Source organism: Luteolibacter yonseiensis (assembly GCF_016595465.1).
Taxonomy (GTDB): domain Bacteria; phylum Verrucomicrobiota; class Verrucomicrobiia; order Verrucomicrobiales; family Akkermansiaceae; genus Luteolibacter; species Luteolibacter yonseiensis.
Map to the genome: position 1 here is coordinate 688,769 of NZ_JAENIK010000012.1, position 13,860 is coordinate 702,628.

Consider the following 13,860-nt stretch of genomic DNA (forward strand, 5'->3'; position numbering starts at 1 on the left):
TCGGTCAAGCGGGGATGGCATGGGAACGGGAGTTCATCCGGAAATGCCATGGCCTTGGCGTTTTCCGCAAGCCGTTCACTATAAATTTGAAATAACGATGAAATTCCACTCAACGCTGATAGGAAATCGTGCTATGTACGTAGCTGAGTCAATTAGATCGTATGAAAATCAAGCCTTTCCTTTCGGTGGTCATCTTGGTGGGTTCCCTGCTGGTCACTCCGGTTGTGGCCACTTCGGTCGCGACGTCCACGGTCGAGCAACCCGTCAATCTGGGAACCCGTTCCGATCCTACCCGGATTCCACTCGGGCCGGTGGGGGTGGTTTGTAACTATTACTACGGGCTCCATCATTTCATCGGTGAGGCACGGCCGGCTCCGGACGGAGCCATGCGCTGGTCCGGCGGTTCGGAACTGGATCAGAATCTGGCAAGTGTCTTCGGCATTTCCGTGGAGCCGGCGGATTCCAGCCAGATCCCCGCTCTTCCTGTGTTCATACGGGTGAAGCCATGGAAAGCGCCGGGATACACCCCATACACCAAGGAGCAGGTGGTGGCGGCCACGCTCTGGTGCCTGCTGCGAAGGGTCGATTCCACTCCCGCAACCCCGCTCGAAGTCCGGGTGGTCGCGGAATCCGAGGATGACAAGGCCCTGGAAGCACGGTATTCCGGGAAATACATCACACGCCCATCCAAGGACGACGGGACAACTCCTCCCCTGAGCGTGCCGGGCACCCTGCTCGAAGAAGATTCCCGGGGTATTGCATGGGTGGTTTTTCCCGATGCCAAAAAGAACGATACCTTCATTCCGATCAATCCCAGCGTGGTCGTTCTGAAATCCGGAGGTGACGGGGATCCCGGCTGGCATGTGCTGCCTGTGTGGGGGAACGGAAATGATGAGAGCGATTTCCTCCGCCTCAATCATTGGTCGTCCAATATTTGTTACTCCGCTTTCAAATCCCATGGCGTGAGCCAAGCGAATTCCTATGTCGGGGACGGAGGGGCCGACACCGCAACCACGGAACCCGGCTCGATGGACATCCTTTATCCCAGGGTGGATCCAGCGACTCTCGCCGCGAACCTCCTCGCGCTGGTGATTTCAAAACAACCCACCGAAGCCAAGCCCTTGACCATCTCCTTCACCGTGGAGGAATCCGCCATCTCCGGCTATTCCTCGTTCCGCAACGACGAAAGCTGGCACGAAAGCCGGCCTGATGCGGACAAGGTTATGCTGAAATGCGAATTTGTCTGGGATGCCGCCGCGCGGAAATTGACCAAAGGGTCGATTCCTCTGGTGAAGCTGGACGGCAAGAACTGGATCATCCCGAATCCCGTGCAGGAAACAGCGCTGAACGAACCCAAGGAGCAAACCCCCGAGGAAGCAGGCGAGGAAGCAGGCGAGGAAACGGAAGAAGCCGGGGAGACGAAAGCATCAGAATGATTCGGAGGTGGATGCTCCTCCGTTCGTAGTTCAGCCATTTATGGCGTCTTCCATGCGCGCGGAAGACGCCATAAATGGCTGAACTACATGCGAAAGATCTCCCCCATCGATCCTATGCCACGGCGGAATACCCTCCGGAATCGAGAGTGACCTCACACGAATTCCGCATCCACGCGACCATGCTAATCCGTAAATCAGTAAAATCCGTAGTCAGAAATAGTCTCTTCGTCTCCTGAAACCTCCATCAAATCTCCGAAAACAAAGCCTCCACCATTTCCACGCATTTCAGCCCCGGCATGACGCTGAGATCCATCTGATTCATCACATAGGCGAAGGAAATCCCGGTTTCCGGATCTCCCAAGCCATGGCTCCCCCCCGCTCCCGGATGACCGATGGCCGAGAGTGAAGGCCCGTAAAGCTGGCGGATCTTCCGCCCTGACTCATCCAACGGATCCTGTTGCACGCCGCAGGTGAAGGACGTGGGACGCAGCAGCACCCTGTCATCTCCCGAAACCTGGTGCGCCGTCAGGGCCCTACGAACATTCTCGCTGAGCGGGCTGTCGATGCGGCCGATCATCGCTTGATAAAATTTCGCCAAAGCCGAGGCGGTCCCAACACCACCCATCGCGGGCAATCCGGCGGACCATGCGCGCGGTTCGTTCATCTCATGGACAGCGTGTAATCCCTTTGGTGAGGAAAATGCCATCCGGGTGAAGGTTCCCGAGGTGGTGAGTTGCTTGTAGAAACCATCCGCCAGATCGGACTTGTCGGCCTTTCCCGGATAAAGCCGGGCGACCCGCGGCCACTCGCTTTCCGGGAGACCGATCCAGAAATCCAGCCCGAGCGGCTCCGCGATCTTCTCGCGCCAGTAGCTGCCCAAGGTCATGCCGGTGAGCCTACGCACCGGCTCGTCCGTGAGAGCGCCGAATGTCCTGGGATGGTAACCGTGTCCCTCGCCCAATCGCCATGCCGGGACCTGTGCTTCGATGGCCGCCACCACCTCCGCATGCTCGAAAACATCCGCTTTCTGATCCAGCACCGCCAGACCGCATTGATGCGACAGCAGGTGTGAAAATCTCGCCTCCCCCACTGGAAACGCCGGCCAGATTTCCCTGACCGGAGTGTCCGGGCCGAATCCGTGGTTTTCCAGCGCCAACAGCAAGGTCGCGGCCGACGGAACTTTCGTCGCTGAATAAACCGGCACCAACGTCCTCGTGGTCCATGGCCTCGTCTTGTCCTTCTCGCACCAGCCGTGACCTTCGGAAACCAGCTCCGTGCCGTCCCACCAGATACTTACCGACGCTCCGATCTCCCCCCGCTCGCGGAAGTTCCGTTCGAAGACTTCCAGAACCTTACCTAATGCTGAAGGACTCACCGCCATGCAGGTGTGTGGTCTTTGTCAGTTCGACGTGCAACTCCGAAGTCTCCTCAAAGATCACCGTCCTTTCCGGTTCTTTCGGGGTGGCGGACCATTCCTCGATCAACCGGAACGCCACCGCCAGCAACGTCGGTCCCATGAAGACACCGACCAGTCCGAAAGCCAGGGCACCTCCGATGACTCCGCAGAAAATCAGCACGAAAGGCATCTTGCTGCCTTGGCTGATGAGGTAGGGGCGCAGGAAATTATCCACCATGCTGATTCCGAGCACACCCCAGAGGATCAGGAAGAGTCCGAGTCCCGGCTTGTGCTGGGCGAACAACCACAGGGCGGCCGGTAGCCAGATCATCGGCGGACCAAATGGAATCACCGCGAAAAAGAATGTCAGCACGGAGAGGAGGACCGCTCCCGGCACGCCCGCGATCCAAAACCCCAGCCCAGCGACCAGCGCCTGGGCGATGGCTGTGCCAAGGATACCGTAAACCACTCCACGCACCGTGTTTCCCGCCACCTTGATCAAATGCTGGCCCCGAGGTCCCGCAAGCCGGTCCGCCGCCACCGAGAGGCGTTCCGCGAGGATGTCCGTATCCCGTAGGAGGAAAAATGCCAGGAAAGCGCTCAGCAACACCTGCGTCACTCCCTCAAGAACCCCAAGTCCCACGGCAAACAGCCACGTCCGTGCCCAAACGATGAATTGACCGACCACTTCGATGGTCTTCGATGAATCAGACTTCTTTTCCACCGCAGCGATTTCTTCCGCCGCGTTCTCCGTCAAGGGTGCGGGTGCGGCGTCCTGGAGGACAGGACCGTCCGTGCCTTCGATGACGATCTTCGGGCGGGGCGGTGTTTTCACCACCTCCTTGTCGAGCTGTTCCATCCAGCGGTTCCGGTCACCGGTCACCCCACCCCAATATCCGGCGACATCATCTCCCACGACCGGCAGCTGCGCCACCCATTCCGGGGCCTTCTCTGGAGCCGCCATGAACCAGTTCCGGGTGGCGTAGGCGAGATCCTTGCCATCCTGGGCGATGCTGAAGCCGATCAAGGTGATCGGCCCCGCCAATACCACCGTGATCGTCAGGGTCACGAAAATCGCCGCCATCGTCCGGGATCCACGGAACCATTTGGTGAACTTGCTCTGCAGCGGATGCAGCGAGTAGGCGAGGATCATCGCCCACATCAGCGCCGTCATGAACGGCTTGAGAATGAAAAAGCACCCGATCAGGATGAGCAGGAGCGCCAGACCACCCAGCAGGGGCTCGATCTTGAAGCGCTTGTTCATATTCTGCGTTGCCATCTATAAAGGTGAGGTTAGACAGCTTTTCCCGGTTCCGCCAGTCACTTTCGTCAGAAATGCCGATTGTCCGACTCCTCCGGCGAAACCTTTTATTGAAAATTTGATCATTGGCGGCGGTCGCGTGATTTTTTTACATTTCGAAAAATGAATCGATCCAAAGCCTTTGAAATTTTATGGAATTCAAGAAAGGCCCCCTCCCCGAAATGGCACTTCTGGAGGTCACAGAGTTTACAGTCACCCACAACCGAGGTGGATGACGCCTATCGGTTGTTTGCAACCACTCCGGTTCATAGTATCCCGCGCTGAATGACGGGCGGTTCTATTTCGCCAGCCACCCGCACGCCTGTTTCGCGAAATAGGTGAGGATCATGTCCGCTCCCGCGCGTTTGATGGCGGTCAGCGATTCCAGCACGATTTTTCTTTCATCCAGCCAGCCACCCGCAGCCGCGCTTTTCAGCATGAGGTATTCGCCGCTCACCTGGTACGCGGCGACCGGGAGAGTCGTCGTTTCGCGGACTTTCGCGATGATGTCCAGATAGATGCCCGCAGGCTTCACCATGAGCATGTCCGCGCCCTCGGCTTCGTCCAAAAGCGTTTCGCGGACGGCTTCGCGCGAGTTTGATGGATCCATCTGGTAGGTTTTCTTGTCGCCCTCCTTGGGTGCGGAGTCGAGCGCGCCACGGAAGGGACCGTAGAATGCGGACGCGTATTTCGCGGTGTAGCTGAGGATGGAAACCTTGGTGAACCCTTCCTCATCGAGCGCTTCCCGGATGGCGGCGACACGACCGTCCATCATGTCGGAAGGCGAGACGATGTCCGCGCCGGCGCGGGCATGGCACAGGGCCTGTTCGCAAAGCACGGCGACGGTTTCATCATTGAGGATCTCCAATTCGCCCCATTCATCCCGCTCGACGATGCCGTCGTGACCGTCCGAGTTGTAGGGGTCCAGCGCGACATCCGTGATGACGCAGAGCGTGGGGTGGGCGGCCTTGATGGCACGGATCGCACGCGGGACGAGTCCGTCGTCGTTGGAGCATTCTCCGGCATCCGGGGTTTTGAACGATTCCTCGATTTTCGGAAAAAGAACGATGGCCGGAATGCCGAGCGCGTGCGCCTCCCCCGCTTCCTTCACCAGACTCTCGAGCGACCAGCGCGTCACTCCCGGCATGGAGGCGATGGGCGTGTCCTCCGCGTCTTCATGGAAAAACACGGGAAGGATGAAATCCGCGGGAGTGAGTATGGTTTCGCGCACCATGGAGCGGATCGCGGGCGTGCGGCGGTTGCGGCGTGGACGGTTCATGCGGGGAGGATGAACATCGGATATCGAACTTCAAACATTGAACATCGGAGGGGACAAAAAGAATCGATGCCGCAAAATCACTCCGTTTAAGGACGTAGCGAGGGCTTGCGCCGCGCGGACCACCTGCGATCATCCAGAAAACCATGAAATTTCCCATCGCCTCCCTGCTCGCCTCCACATTGATTTTCTCCCTTCCCTCCCCGGCGCAGCAGGCTCCGGAACGCTTCTCTGTCGCGACGGGCAAGGCCCTGACCGAGGGTGAGAAGCCCGCTGGCGAGGCGGTGATGACGGTTTATCACCCGGAAAAACCGAATGGTGCCGCTGTCGTTATTTACCCCGGCGGCGGTTACACCACGCTCGTTGTCGAACCGGAGGGACACCGCATCGCGAAATGGTTCGGCGAGCACGGCATTACCGGAGCTGTCGTCGAATACCGCCTGCCGAACGGAAATTCAGGACTTCCGCTCGCCGATGCGAAAAGCGCAACCCGCATTGTCCGCCTGCATGCCACCGAGTGGAAACTCGATCCGAAGCGCGTCGGAAACATCGGCTTCTCCGCCGGCGGCCACCTCGCCGCCACCGCCGCCACCCATTTCGACAAGGGCGATGACAAGGCCGCCCATCCGGTGGACAAACTCAGCAGCCGCCCGGATTTTTCCATTCTCATCTATCCGGTCATCACCATGGGTGAACTCACCCACGGCGGCTCGAAGGGCGCGCTGCTCGGCCCCGCTCCGGATGCCAAGGCCATCGAGCTCTTTTCCAATGAAAAACAGGTCACCCGCGACACGCCGCCGACGTTTCTGGTGCACGCTGAAGATGACACGCTCGTCGTCCCTGCGAACAGCGAACTCTACTACGACGCGCTCCGTAAAAACAAGGTCCCTGCCGAATACCTGAAACTCCCGTCCGGCGGCCACGGCATCAATGGTTACCAAGGACCGCTGTGGGAGGAGTGGAAAAGCAAGTGTCTCAAGTGGCTGGCGAAAGAGAAATTCATCCCCGTGGCGGATGCGAAGTGAATCGCCGCAATCTCCAAAACCCACGATCATGATTCGGAAAACCCTCCACCGTTCCGCCTCCCTCGTTCTGACCGTCCTGCTGGCCAGCCCTCTCGTGGCGGCTGCGGCGGAGGGAAAAAACCATGATCTCACCGCCCGCGCCAGCGAGATCGACAAGCGGACCAAACCGCACCCGGAGATCGGTTTCGTTTTTGAGAAGGACGGCAAGCCACAGGATGTGCAGCACGCCAGCGTGGACACCCGGGTCCCTTCCAGCGGAAAACTGGTCATCTGGCTGATGGGCCATAACAAGGAACTCTTCGACCACCTCGACGGCTACGGCATGCACTCCATCCAGATCCATTACGCGCGGGAGTGGTTCGGGAAGCTTTATTCCGGACCACCACCGGAGGACGATCTGTTCCTTTCCAACATCCGCCTCGAAGCCGCCACCGGGGAAAACGCCAGCAAGGCGGTGGATATCCCGAAGCCGGACAGCATCATGGAGCGGGCCTACCAGTTCGTGAAATGGCTGGATCGTGAGAATCCGGAGGGGAACTGGAAGCAGTTCATCACCCGCGACGGCAAGGGTCTGCTGTGGGACAAGGTGATCCTCTCCGGGATCTCCCATGGCTCCACCACCGCCGCACGCATGGCGAAAGCGGTGAAGGTGGACCGTGTGGTGATGTTTTCCGGGCCACGAGATCAGTACGAGGTTTGGCAGAAACTCCCTTCCGCCACGCCAACGAACCGCTACTTCGGTTTTTCCCACGTGCTCGATGACGGCTGGACCGGCGATCACTACCGCCGGTCGTGGCAGCTCATGGACCTGCAGTCCTGCGGTCCCATCGTCAATGTGGAGAAGACTTCCCCTCCCTACGGAGACACCCGCCGCCTGATCACGGACGCCGACGTCGGCGGAAATCACGACCACGCGCACAATTCCTCCATTCCCGGCGGAGCGGCGGTGAAGGGGCCCGACGGCAAATTCATCCATGAGGCGGTCTGGCGTTACCTCTTCACCCATCCCGTGGAGGAGGTCGGCAGGGCCGTGCCACCGGATGCCGATTGCAGGATCGACCAACGGAAGAAAGGAGCCGGCTCCCGGAAATGACGGACACGTGCCCGGAGGGCAACGTGGACCGGGCCTGAATTTTGCTGTCATTTATCCTGAGGGCGAAATACGGATACTCCACCTCCGCGGTGCGCGACATTTCGCGATCGTGGATTTGTCCATCGTTTCTCCATGCCAGCTAAAAATTTCCACGTCCGCCAAGCCGCCGTATCCGCGCTCCGCGCTTGGGCAAAAGGCCATGATTATGCCGAAACGCTGATCGAACGACACGCGCAACGCCGCAAGCTTTCTCCTGCGGACCGGGGGCTGTTGCAGGCGATCCTCTTCGGTGTGCTGAGGCATCGGCGGTTGCTGGACCACTGGATCGGCAAGCTGCGCGATGGCAAGCTGGATCCGGAAACACGCGACATCCTGCGGGTGGGTCTGTGCCAGTTGCTCATCCTCGGCCTGCCGGACCACGCGGCGGTGAACGAAACGGTGGAGGCCGGGAAGGCCAGCGTCCGCAGCCTGATCAACGCGGTGCTCCGCCGTGCGACGCTCGCGAAAAAACGCATGCTGGACGATCTGGACGACGTGCCGATGCCCGTCATCCACTCGCACCCGGACTGGCTCTACAACCGCTGGCGCCAGGCCTTCGGCACCCGCAACGCGATTTCCCTGATGGAGTGGAACAACCTTCCCGCCGTGACGTTCTTCCGGGTGAATCCCCTCGCCCCGACACCAGACACCCTGCCCGGAAATCCGGTGGAAGGTGCTCCGGGATTCTACCAACTGGATGGCTCGCTCCCGACCGCCCTGCTCGCCAGCGGCTCCGTTTACATCCAGGACCCTGCGACGCGGCACTCGGTGGAACTGCTCGATCCTAAACCGGGCGAACGCATTCTGGACGCCTGTGCGGCCCCGGGGGGAAAAGCTTTTCTCATCGCCTCCGCTCTCGGTTCCGCAGAGGGGTTGGTTTGCACCGATTCGAACGAAAAGCGGCTCCCACGTCTGGAGGAAAACCTCGAACGCCTGCACGCGCGGAAAGCGGTGGTTTCCGTCCACGACTGGACAAAACCCGCACCGGCGGAGTGGCATGGCAGCTTCGACGGCATCCTCCTGGATGTGCCATGCTCGAACACCGGCGTGATCCGGCGCCGGGTCGATGTCCGCTGGCGCCTGCAGGCACCCGACATCGACAAGATCGCCATCACCCAGCGGAAGATTCTGGAGAACGCCCTGGCCTGCCTGAAGCCGGGCGGCCGCATCGTCTATTCCACCTGCTCCATCGAGCACACCGAGAATCTCGGGCTGGTGGAAAGCTTCCTCGCCGACCATCCGGAACTCGAGCTTCGCGGCACCCGGGACGCCCTGCCGTTCCGCGATGCGACGGACGGGGCCTTCGCCGCACGCATCGAACGGAAGTCCTGAATTTTACCGCTGGCTAGCGGCCATCGAACGTTTTAAAAATCTCCGCATGAAGTCCTGTCTCGGTCTCCTCATCGTCTTCTCCACCTTCGTCGCCGTGGTCGGTGGCGGGGTATTGATCTGGTTCCTGAGCGACACTTCGGAATTTTCGCGGAAAGCGCAGACGCCCACCCCGGCCTCCGCTCCAGCGGTGCCGGCAGCTCCGGCACGATAGGAAGAAAAGGGGCTTCGCACCTGGGACGGCTCCCCCCTAATAAAATACCTTCCACAAGACCAGGCCATGCGCCGGGGCGTTCACCCCCGCCGCGGCGCGATCCCGGCATTCCAGCATGCTTGCAATCTCTGCCGTGCTGAATTTCCCCTCGCCCACCTGCACCAATGTGCCGACGATGCAACGGCACATCTTGTAAAGGAAGCCTTCGCCTTCCATGATGAAGGTCACCAGTCTGCCCTGTTTGCGGATTTCACAGCGGGTCAGGGTGCGCACCGCATCTTCCAGCACCACACCGCGGTTCGTGGTGAACGAACGGAAGTCATGCCGTCCCAGCAACCGTCCCGCCGCTTCACGCATCGCGTCCAGATCCAGTTCGCGCGCCACGTGCCATGCCTGGGTCCGGCGCAAGGGATTCATGACCGGACCATTCCAGACGTGATAACGGTATTGCTTTCCGCTCGCGTCGAAGCGGGCGTGGAAATCCTCCCGGACGGGTCTGACCACCCGAACGCGGATGTCATCGGGCAGGAACGCGTTGACCGCCAAGGCCAGTTTTGCCGGAGGAATAGCGTCCTCTCCATCGTCCACCTCGAAGTGTGCGGTCATTCCCAGAGCGTGCACCCCGGAATCGGTCCGGCTTGCACTTTCCACCGTTGGTCCGCTTGGAAACAACCGGGCGAGCGCCGCTTCCACCCGATTCTGCACACCGGTGCCCTCCGGCCTCGACTGCCAGCCATGATAGCCCGCGCCATCGTAAGCGATGATGAGTTTGAAACGGAGCATTGCCACGCGAACTTCAAATCATGAACCAACGGCCTATGCACCTCCGGAAACCGATATTTTCGCCAACGCCCCATATTTCATTCCTACTGCTGGCTTGAACCCTGCTAGGACTGCCGCATGCAACAAGTGGAGCTCGACACCCATTCCAAGGCACTCAAGATCAACCTTGATCCCCGGTGGTATGGGACCCTGGCGGAAATCGGAGCCGGTCAGGAAGTCGTGAGGTGGTTCTTCCGGGTCGGAGCCGCGGCGGGTACTGTCGCGAAGAGCATCTCCGCCTATGACATGATCGTCAGCGACGCGATCTATGGCAGCGGCGACCGCTACGTGTCCCGTTCGAGACTGCAGGCGATGCTTGACCGGGAGTTCCAGCTCAATGTCGAGCGGCTCAGCGACAAGCGCGGAGACCATACGGCGTTTTTCGCGTTCGCGGATACCGTCGTCGCCCGCAGCTTCAAGGGAGGCAACGAATGTCACGGCTGGATGGGGATCAAGTTCCAATCCCGCCCTCGCGACGAACCCAGCCAGATCCTGATCCATGTCCGCATGCTGGATGCCGAAGCATCACTCCAGCAGGAGGCCCTCGGCGTGGTGGGGGTGAACCTGCTCTACGGCGCGTTTTTCCTGCATCACGAGCCGGAACTGCTGGTGGAAAGCCTGTTGGACAAGCTGACCACGGGGCGCATCGAGATCGATGTCATCGAGTTCAAGGGAATCGAATTCCGCTCCGTGGACAACCGGCTCATCAGCCTCAAGCTCGTACAGCTCGGTCTGAGTGGCGCGGCCATGTTCGGTGCCGATGGTGAGGTCCTCCAGCCTTCGGAAATTCTTTATAAGAAGGCGGTCCTTGTCGAGCGCGGCAGCTTCCGCCCGCCGACCCATGTGAACTTCGACATGCTGGAGTGCGCTCTGGAGAAATTCAAGGCGGACCCCGCGGTGGAAGGAAAGGAAGTGCTCCCCATCTTCGAGCTGACGATGAGAAATCTCCTTGCCGGAGGTGACCAGATCGACCGCCGGGATTTCCTCGCCCGCGCCGATCTTCTGGCGGCCTGCGGCATGACGGTCCTCATTTCGGACTATTTCGAATACTATCGCCTCGCAGCCTATCTGGCATGGCGGACAAAGGAGCGCATCGGCATCGTCATGGGTGCGCCAAGCCTCATCGAGTTGTTCGAGGAGAAATACTATACCCAACTGCCCGGAGGCATTCTGGAGTCTTTCGGCCGCCTGTTCAAAAACAACCTCAAGCTCTACGTCTACCCCCTTGCGAATCCCACCTCGGGCGGACTGACGACCATCGACAACCTGCCGGTCGCGACCGAGCTGAAAAAACTCTACGGCTATCTGGCGGATCGGGGAAGTTTCGTCGGGCTGGATAACTTCAAACCAGAGTATCTCAGCATCTTCTCAAGAGATGTGCTGAAGAAAATCGCCAGCGGGGACGAGGCATGGAAGGACATGGTCCCCGCCGGTGTGAGCGATCTCATCTGCAAACGCCGGTTTTTCGGATACAAGGGCTAGTCCCGCCACGGGATCCGGAAACCAGTCCAACGAGTCCCTTGCCTCTCCCAGGATCTCATGGGCGCTGGCGACGGCGGATGGCCGTGAGGCCCAAGGCCAGGCCGACAATCGCCGCCATGGCCGATGACGGCTCCGGAACAGCGGAAGCGGTGAAGTTGTCCGCCGCGATCTCGCCGGCCCTGCCCATATCCTTCTGGAAGAAAATGAAGGGATGGAGATTCCCGGTGAATCCCGTATTGGTGACGCTGTAAGCCCCGTCCAGCGCTCTATCCAGCACATTGCCGTCGGCGTCGGTCAGATCGATGGAATAGGCGAGGTCAAAACTTCCGGCACCGTTGTAGGTCATGCTCAGGTTGAGCGCCATCCAGCTCCCGACAGGGATCGGAGGAACCGGATCGATACTGTTGGGAGAGTTCCATTCCTGGTTTCCGTTGTAGTAGTTGGAGACATTCATCGACTGCGAGTCCCCGGTCGAAAGCATGATCGAGTTGGTTGGCTGGAAATCGATCGATGCGTAGCTGTTGTCGTCGGTGAAACCGATCCCGACGTAGTGATAGCTGCGGATGAGGGCTCCCACCTTGTATTCAACTCCCGCCGCCAGTGTGAAAGGGTCGTTGAGAATGGCATACTGGTCACGGGAGTCTTCGAGGACAAGCATCCCGCCGCCACCGCCCAGCCCTGCCGTCGTACTGTATGTGACCGGGGTCAGATTGTTTCCGCTGCCGGTGGTGACAAACGAGACGGTGAAATTGTCGGTCAGGTCGGCCGCGGTGTCGAAACCGATCTGGACGGCGGCCGAGGCGTGCGCGGCGAGCAGTCCGCCCAGGATTTGAGAAGCGATGATTTTACGTAGATCAGCCATTTGATGAAAGTGATGAGGGTTTTGGAATTCTGCCGTTCTTGAACCGCATCGTTCAGGAACGATCAAGGTTTGTCATGTGACGGAATATTTCATGGGAGTCTTTCTTTTTTCTCCCTCGCCCGATCTGTTTCTCCATATCGGGGCGATCCCGATGAAATCGGAATCGCGGACGGCCCTGATCTTGTGGGGCTTGGACGGCCGGGCTTAACAGAATCTTAACATTTCCGCGTTTGACCGCATGTGCGGGCTTTCCTACTCTGGCGTTCCAACGCTGATTCGTCGCCAAACGAACTCCCCCGGTGGCGTCTCCCTCGATTCAGCGCTGGAATCATCTCCAACCCACCGCCTTCGGCAACGAGCGGCGGCTTCCCCCATGAAAGCATCCCCCCTTGTCCGTCAAATGACGCGTGTCCTCACAAGAGCACACGTCCCCATGGCCGCCTTTGGATCAACGGCTGCCGTCCTGGCCGCCTCCGCACCTGCGGTAGAAGCCACCTCCTCCGAAACCACCGTCGATGCGGTGTCCAACCCCGTGGAAATACTCCGGGAACATCGGGCGGATCTCTCTGCCGCGCTCGCCACCGGAATATTCCTCGCCCGCCCCCGATGAAAAGGTGTGGGTGGAAAACCCCTCACTCAATTGCCCGTGAGCTTTGAAATGGTCGCCGCATCCAGGGTGAACGTTTCCGTTCCGTAAGATTTCAGCTTGTCGCCTTCGGCGAGTTGATACTCGAATGCCTTGATCGGCTGGGTTCCCTCCACCTCCGACATGAGATACACGCGGATGGTCATCGCTTCCTTGCCTGTGCCGCCTTCGAGTTTCGTGATGGCATATTGGATTTCGTTGGAACCCTCTTTTGCCCCCCCGATGACAACCTCCGCCTCCTTGGCGTTCGCGAAACGGTGGGCGCTGATCTTGTTGATCTGGACCTTCACTTCCCGGCCGGGGCAGAACACATAGACTTTCGCGATATATTTAGCGGGGCCGGCGGCGATCGGAGTCGGCGGGACCACTCCCGACGGCTGGGCTTCGGGCGTTTCGTTGAGATACTTGAGGTTTCCGGCGGCGAGCTCCTTGCGCACGGTTGCCAGGGCGGTGAGGTTGACGAAGTCCGCACGGTCATAGAGCCAGCCGCCGGAGCCCTTGATGAAGGATAGCACAAGGAGATTCTCGGTGGGATCGCCACCGACACCGAAGTCCACCTTTCCGAAATAGGATGCCTTCGCGGTGGGCCCCTTTTGTTTGGCTTCCAGAAACTTGAGCCCCTGGAGTGACGGAGGAGGAGACGGGAGATTGAAAACCGCGGCGGGAAACGGCTGCTTTTCCGCCAGAATCCGATTGCGGACCTCGACGCGCCGGGACTCGGCGGTGACACGCTGCCACACGGAGACATCCTTGCGGATCATCGCCTCCCTCCAGGCGCTGTAGGTGGTCTCCAGCGACGGACGCAGGTTGTCCTGGGCCGTCGCCAGCGAGGTCAGAATGAGCGTGAAGGCGAAAATTATTCGATTCATTGGCGAAACGATTGGACAAGATGGGCGTTCCCACAACAAACAAATTGCAAGCCGATTCATTTGAATGCGGC

13 protein-coding genes are annotated in these 13,860 nt (G+C 59.7%); 7 read left to right on the forward strand and 6 right to left on the reverse strand.

The window, feature by feature from the left end; all coding sequences use genetic code 11:
* The first annotated feature begins 161 nt into the window (after window positions 1-161).
* Entirely contained in the window at window positions 162-1,436 is a 1,275-nt protein-coding gene (locus JIN84_RS18640; RefSeq protein WP_200352579.1) for a hypothetical protein, read from the forward strand.
* Window positions 1,437-1,680: 244 nt separating this feature from the next.
* Here the strand turns inward: JIN84_RS18640 and JIN84_RS18645 are convergent, their stop codons facing one another.
* The 3 genes from JIN84_RS18645 to hemB form a co-directional block, all read right to left on the reverse strand.
* Complete coding sequence (locus JIN84_RS18645; protein WP_200352580.1) at window positions 1,681-2,811, reverse strand: serine hydrolase domain-containing protein; 1,131 nt, start codon at window positions 2,809-2,811, stop codon at window positions 1,681-1,683.
* Window positions 2,789-4,111 carry an AI-2E family transporter gene (locus tag JIN84_RS18650; protein ID WP_200352581.1) on the reverse strand — a complete coding sequence of 441 codons (1,323 nt, stop codon included), beginning with the start codon at window positions 4,109-4,111 and terminating at the stop codon, window positions 2,789-2,791. Before JIN84_RS18650 ends, JIN84_RS18645 begins: the two co-directional genes overlap by 23 nt.
* A gap of 319 nt (window positions 4,112-4,430) precedes the next feature.
* Window positions 4,431-5,411, reverse strand: a complete 981-nt coding sequence (hemB, locus tag JIN84_RS18655) for a porphobilinogen synthase (protein ID WP_200352582.1) — start codon at window positions 5,409-5,411, stop codon at window positions 4,431-4,433.
* Between the two features lie 143 nt (window positions 5,412-5,554).
* On the opposite strand from hemB, the gene JIN84_RS18660 reads away from it, so the two are divergent.
* The 4 genes from JIN84_RS18660 (at window position 5,555) to JIN84_RS18675 (ending at window position 9,108) form a co-directional block, all read left to right on the forward strand.
* Window positions 5,555-6,433 (forward strand): alpha/beta hydrolase, encoded by an 879-nt coding sequence (locus tag JIN84_RS18660; RefSeq protein WP_200352583.1) that lies wholly within the window; start codon window positions 5,555-5,557, stop codon window positions 6,431-6,433.
* Between the two features lie 28 nt (window positions 6,434-6,461).
* Window positions 6,462-7,526 (forward strand): BPSS1187 family protein, encoded by a 1,065-nt coding sequence (locus JIN84_RS18665; protein WP_200352584.1) that lies wholly within the window; start codon window positions 6,462-6,464, stop codon window positions 7,524-7,526.
* 132 nt (window positions 7,527-7,658) lie between these two features.
* Window positions 7,659-8,897 carry an RsmB/NOP family class I SAM-dependent RNA methyltransferase gene (locus JIN84_RS18670; protein ID WP_200352585.1) on the forward strand — a complete coding sequence of 413 codons (1,239 nt, stop codon included), beginning with the start codon at window positions 7,659-7,661 and terminating at the stop codon, window positions 8,895-8,897.
* A gap of 46 nt (window positions 8,898-8,943) precedes the next feature.
* Window positions 8,944-9,108, forward strand: coding sequence for a hypothetical protein (locus JIN84_RS18675; protein WP_200352586.1), 165 nt, complete (start codon window positions 8,944-8,946; stop codon window positions 9,106-9,108).
* A 36-nt stretch (window positions 9,109-9,144) separates the two neighbouring features.
* Here JIN84_RS18675 and truA read toward each other — a convergent pair whose 3' ends face one another.
* The gene (truA, locus tag JIN84_RS18680; RefSeq protein WP_234043563.1) at window positions 9,145-9,891 is read right to left on the reverse strand and encodes a tRNA pseudouridine(38-40) synthase TruA; all 747 of its coding nucleotides are present in this window, start codon (window positions 9,889-9,891) and stop codon (window positions 9,145-9,147) included.
* A 117-nt stretch (window positions 9,892-10,008) separates the two neighbouring features.
* On the opposite strand from truA, the gene JIN84_RS18685 reads away from it, so the two are divergent.
* Window positions 10,009-11,412: a TonB-dependent receptor gene (locus tag JIN84_RS18685; protein WP_200352588.1), complete on the forward strand. Its 1,404-nt coding sequence runs from the start codon at window positions 10,009-10,011 to the stop codon at window positions 11,410-11,412.
* A gap of 55 nt (window positions 11,413-11,467) precedes the next feature.
* On the opposite strand, the gene JIN84_RS18690 is transcribed toward JIN84_RS18685, so the two are convergent.
* Window positions 11,468-12,274, reverse strand: coding sequence for a hypothetical protein (locus JIN84_RS18690; RefSeq protein ID WP_200352589.1), 807 nt, complete (start codon window positions 12,272-12,274; stop codon window positions 11,468-11,470).
* Between the two features lie 433 nt (window positions 12,275-12,707).
* Between JIN84_RS18690 and JIN84_RS18695 the strand changes: the two genes are divergently transcribed.
* Window positions 12,708-12,884: a hypothetical protein gene (locus JIN84_RS18695; RefSeq protein ID WP_234043564.1), complete on the forward strand. Its 177-nt coding sequence runs from the start codon at window positions 12,708-12,710 to the stop codon at window positions 12,882-12,884.
* A gap of 26 nt (window positions 12,885-12,910) precedes the next feature.
* Here JIN84_RS18695 and JIN84_RS18700 read toward each other — a convergent pair whose 3' ends face one another.
* On the reverse strand, window positions 12,911-13,789 hold the full coding sequence (locus JIN84_RS18700; RefSeq protein WP_200352591.1) for a hypothetical protein: 879 nt from the start codon (window positions 13,787-13,789) through the stop codon (window positions 12,911-12,913).
* Window positions 13,790-13,860: the final 71 nt, after the last annotated feature.

Excerpts from the sequence above, each read along its gene's own strand:
- JIN84_RS18640 (WP_200352579.1), top strand. The coding sequence starts at position 162 with ATGAAAATCAAGCCTTTCCTTTCGGTGGTCATCTTGGTGGGTTCCCTG.
- JIN84_RS18675 (WP_200352586.1), top strand. The coding sequence starts at position 8,944 with ATGAAGTCCTGTCTCGGTCTCCTCATCGTCTTCTCCACCTTCGTCGCC.
- JIN84_RS18700 (WP_200352591.1), bottom strand. The coding sequence starts at position 13,789 with ATGAATCGAATAATTTTCGCCTTCACGCTCATTCTGACCTCGCTGGCG.
- JIN84_RS18670 (WP_200352585.1), top strand. The coding sequence starts at position 7,659 with ATGCCAGCTAAAAATTTCCACGTCCGCCAAGCCGCCGTATCCGCGCTC.
- JIN84_RS18695 (WP_234043564.1), top strand. The coding sequence starts at position 12,708 with ATGGCCGCCTTTGGATCAACGGCTGCCGTCCTGGCCGCCTCCGCACCT.
- JIN84_RS18650 (WP_200352581.1), bottom strand. The coding sequence starts at position 4,111 with ATGGCAACGCAGAATATGAACAAGCGCTTCAAGATCGAGCCCCTGCTG.
- truA (WP_234043563.1), bottom strand. The coding sequence starts at position 9,891 with ATGCTCCGTTTCAAACTCATCATCGCTTACGATGGCGCGGGCTATCAT.
- JIN84_RS18685 (WP_200352588.1), top strand. The coding sequence starts at position 10,009 with ATGCAACAAGTGGAGCTCGACACCCATTCCAAGGCACTCAAGATCAAC.
- JIN84_RS18690 (WP_200352589.1), bottom strand. The coding sequence starts at position 12,274 with ATGGCTGATCTACGTAAAATCATCGCTTCTCAAATCCTGGGCGGACTG.
- JIN84_RS18665 (WP_200352584.1), top strand. The coding sequence starts at position 6,462 with ATGATTCGGAAAACCCTCCACCGTTCCGCCTCCCTCGTTCTGACCGTC.
- hemB (WP_200352582.1), bottom strand. The coding sequence starts at position 5,411 with ATGAACCGTCCACGCCGCAACCGCCGCACGCCCGCGATCCGCTCCATG.
- JIN84_RS18660 (WP_200352583.1), top strand. The coding sequence starts at position 5,555 with ATGAAATTTCCCATCGCCTCCCTGCTCGCCTCCACATTGATTTTCTCC.